This is a genomic window from Blastococcus sp. TF02-8 (genome assembly GCF_003319175.1).
Lineage (GTDB): Bacteria > Actinomycetota > Actinomycetes > Mycobacteriales > Geodermatophilaceae > Blastococcus.
Genome location: NZ_QOHK01000031.1, coordinates 1 through 541 on the forward strand (window position 1 = coordinate 1; position 541 = coordinate 541).

Here is a 541-nt window from a genome sequence, read left to right on the forward strand (position 1 = left end):
CACCTTGAGCGTGCCCTCGGGGGAGAGCCAGGCGATGGAGCCGCCGCCCGCGCCCACGGTGACCACGTCGATCATCGGGATCTTCGACGGGTGGTCGCCGACCGAGCCCTCGGTGGTCAGTGTCGGCTCCCCGTCGACGACCACGGTGACGTCGGTGGAGGTACCCCCGCCGTCGCAGGTGAGCACCCGGTCGAAGCCTGCCGCACCCGCGATCAGCGCCGCGCCCAGGGCGCCGGCGGCCGTGCCGGAGAGCACAGTGGCGATCGGCTGGTGCACTACCTCGGCCGCCGACAGCACGCCGCCGTTGCTCTTCATCACGTAGAACGGCACGCCCGGCGCGATCTCGTCCAGCCGGGTGCGGATGTTGGTGACGTACGCGGCGACCTTGGGCTTCACCGCGGCGTCGACCAGCGTGGTCACCGACCGCTCGTACTCGCGGTACTCCCGCAGCACCTCGCTGGACAGCGACACGACCGCGTCCGGGTGCTCCTCGTGGATCCTGTCTCTTATACACATCTGACGCTGCCGACGATCTTACGCG

Annotated in this window: 1 protein-coding gene; it reads right to left on the reverse strand. The window is 70.1% G+C overall.

Annotation, left to right across the window (positions count from 1 at the left end):
* The coding region (locus tag DQ237_RS19360; protein WP_304557989.1) for a hydantoinase/oxoprolinase family protein at positions 1 to 516 on the reverse strand (516 nt) is incomplete at its 3' end.
* Positions 517 to 541 lie beyond the last annotated feature (25 nt).